The sequence below is a fragment of the Streptomyces sp. URMC 123 genome (assembly GCF_051386515.1).
Taxonomy (GTDB): Bacteria; Actinomycetota; Actinomycetes; order Streptomycetales; family Streptomycetaceae; genus Streptomyces.
Window position 1 is genome coordinate 1 of record NZ_JBPQTV010000526.1, and the last position, 2,705, is coordinate 2,705.

At 76.5% G+C, this 2,705-nt stretch carries 4 protein-coding genes; 2 read left to right on the forward strand and 2 right to left on the reverse strand.

The features are described from left to right. Positions 1-132: 132 nt before the first annotated feature. Both ACSNOD_RS30300 and ACSNOD_RS30305 read right to left on the reverse strand, forming a co-directional pair. Positions 133-327, reverse strand: a complete 195-nt coding sequence (locus ACSNOD_RS30300; protein WP_436770285.1) for a hypothetical protein — start codon at positions 325-327, stop codon at positions 133-135. A 157-nt stretch (positions 328-484) separates the two neighbouring features. Beyond that, a complete protein-coding gene (locus ACSNOD_RS30305) occupies positions 485-1,351 on the reverse strand; it encodes a hypothetical protein (RefSeq protein WP_436770286.1) in 867 nt (288 codons plus the stop codon). A gap of 99 nt (positions 1,352-1,450) precedes the next feature. On the opposite strand from ACSNOD_RS30305, the gene ACSNOD_RS30310 reads away from it, so the two are divergent. Together ACSNOD_RS30310 and ACSNOD_RS30315 are read left to right on the forward strand one after the other, a co-directional pair. Next, the gene (locus ACSNOD_RS30310; RefSeq protein WP_436770287.1) at positions 1,451-1,672 is read left to right on the forward strand and encodes a hypothetical protein; all 222 of its coding nucleotides are present in this window, start codon (positions 1,451-1,453) and stop codon (positions 1,670-1,672) included. A gap of 355 nt (positions 1,673-2,027) precedes the next feature. Continuing rightward, positions 2,028-2,705 (forward strand): FAD-binding oxidoreductase (locus ACSNOD_RS30315; RefSeq protein WP_436770288.1); only part of this gene is annotated, 678 nt, incomplete at its 3' end.

Here is a 2,705-nt window from a genome sequence, read left to right on the forward strand (position 1 = left end):
AGCCGTGCGGGCCCGGCGGCGAGGAGGGCCCGTGCGAGGAGGGGCGGTGCGCGGTGGGGGCCTCGCCGGTCGCGGGCGGCCGACACGGGCCCGGGCCCGGGATCGTTTCCGCTGCCGCGAGCCCGGCCGTGGTCAGCCGACTGCCATGGGTCCGGCCCCGCCGCCGGCCGGTCCGCGGTCGACCGCGACCCTGAGCACCTCGTCGATCCGGTCGGAGCTGAGCCGTTCCTCGGCCGCGGCCGAAGCCGCGATCATCAACTCACCGCACAGCTCGATCTCGGCGAGGGCCACGTGGTCCTGGACCGTGGAAGCACAGGACACAGGCACGTGCGTCACCTCCTTCTTCGAGCGTCCCCCCGCGCTCTCCCCGGGAGCGGCGGGCACAGCCCAGCGTAGGGACCGGGGCCCGGTGCGCGCATGGCACGGACGGGCCATATATACGGGCCAGATTCCTCTCCGCGCGGCCCCGAACCGAACGGATGCGTCAAGCCACCGAACCGGCGATCTTGCCGGCGTAGATGTCGGCGGGCGGCGGAAGCTCGACCTCCGCCCCCGATCCGAAGTCGTAGAGGACCACGGTCGAGGCGACCTCGGTATTGGAGAAGGTGAACTGGTGGCGGACCTTCCGCAGCCGTCCCTGCTCGTCGAGATAGGCGTCGAAGGGGACCGTGACCTGGGAGAACCCTTTCGCCGCGGCGGCCAGCGCGGCACGGGCGTGCGGGGAGGCGACCTGCGCGGCGCGCGCGATGTCCGTCGTCCCGCGGTAGTGCCGGACCGGCACGCCCTCGGACATCTCCTCCCCGATGTATGTCACCTGGCGGGCCCCCCGCAGCAGCTCGGCCGCGGCCAGCGGATCGGTGGCGCCCCCGGTCACCAGATTGCCGTCGGGCAGCTCGGACGTGACCACCCGCACCCACTTGTCGGGCGGCACCCCGGCGCCCCGGTTCTTCATGTAGAGGGCACCGGGGGTCAGCAACTCGGTCACCGGGCGGTGCTCGGCCGTCCCGGCCGCGTCCCGCGGCAGCACGACCAGCAGCCGGCCCATCCGCCGGGCGTAGTCGAACCCGCCCTCGCCCTGAACGGTGACCCGCGTCCCGCCCGTGGCCATCTCCATGGACGTACGGGCCCGGGAGCTGCCGGAGCGCGCCAGCACATCGGGGGCGCGGTGCAGGGCGACCAGGGCGTGGTGGACATTGCGCCCGTCGTTCCCGGGCCGGACGTCGGCGGCCGCGCCGCGCTCCGTACAGCCGGTCGACGCCATCATCGAGAGCGCCACCAGACAGGCGGTCAGGCTCCCCACGGTGGCCGGGGCGGCGGCACCGCCTCGCCGTTTCTCGCGCCGTGCCACCATCGCCTGCGTACCCCCTCGAGCGTACTGTCCGCGGGACCCCCAGTCGTATCCCCTAACGACGGTGCGGGGGCCGCCGTCACGGCCCGGTACGGTGGTGTGGTGCAGCGACACGCCCACGATTCCCTGCCGCCCGGCACCCCGCCGCCCACCGCGCCGCCGCCCGTGGCGGAGCGCGTCGGGCCGGCCGCCGGGGACCATCGCACCGTCACGGTCGAGAACGGCGCCTTCTGCGCGGCGCGCTGCTCCTGTGGATGGCTGGGCCCGGCCCGCCGCGCACGCGCCAAGGCCCGCGCCGACGCGGCCGCGCACGCCCCGTACTGACGCGCGCCGTACGGACGCGCGCCGACGCCCCGTACGGAGGTTCCCGCCGGAGCCGTACGGAGGGTGGCGCGCGAGCGGGTACGGGCGCGCCCCGGCTCCGTGGCTCTCGCTCGGCGGCCCGTACGGGCGTGGCCGGGCTCCGTCGCTCCGTATCTGTCGCTCGCGGCCCCTGTGCGGGCGTCGGCGAGCGCCGTACTGATGCCGGGGGTGCGCCGTACTGATGCCGGGAGCCGTACTGGTGTCTGGGGCGCCGTACTGGCGCACACGGGTGCCCGGTGGGGCTCGCGGGGCGGACGGTCGGACGCCCGGGGAAGGAGTACGGGGAGCACCCGTCCCGGAGGTCCCGGAGGCCCCCATGGTCATCGACCGCCGCACCCTGCTGCTCGCCGGCGCCGCCCTCGCCGGTGCCCCGGCCCGCCGGCCGCCCTCGGGCCCCGACTGGCCCGCCCTCGCCGCGAGCCTGGACGGCGGCCTCGTCCGGCCGGATGACGCCGACTACGCGGCGGCCCGCCGCCTGTACAACACCCGTTTCGACCACCTGCGCCCGGCCGCCGTCGCCTATCCGGCCGGCCCCGCCGACATCGCCGAGTGCCTGGCCTTCGCCCGCCGCCACGCCGTGCCCGTCGCCATCCGCTCCGGCGGCCACTCCTACGCCGGGTGGTCCAGCGGCGACGGCCGCCTGGTGGTGGACGTCTCCCGGCTCGACTCCGTGGCCCTCGAGTCGCCGTCCGCCGCCGGGGCGCCCGCCACGGCCCGGATCGGCGCGGGCGCCCGGCTCGTCGACGTCTACACCCGGCTCGCCGCCGACGGCCGCTCGCTGCCCGGCGGCACCTGCCCGACCGTGTCCGTCGCGGGCCTGGCCCTCGGCGGCGGTCACGGCGTCGTCTCCCGGGCCCACGGGCTGACCTGCGACGCGCTGCTGTCGGCCACGCTGGTCACGGCCGACGGCCGCACACTCGACTGCTCCGCCGACCGGCGCCCGGACCTGTTCTGGGCGCTGCGGGGCGCCGGCAACGGCAACTTCGGCGTGGTG

Coding starts and splice junctions, on each gene's coding strand:
- ACSNOD_RS30305 (WP_436770286.1), bottom strand. CDS start 1,351: ATGGTGGCACGGCGCGAGAAACGGCGAGGCGGTGCCGCCGCCCCGGCC.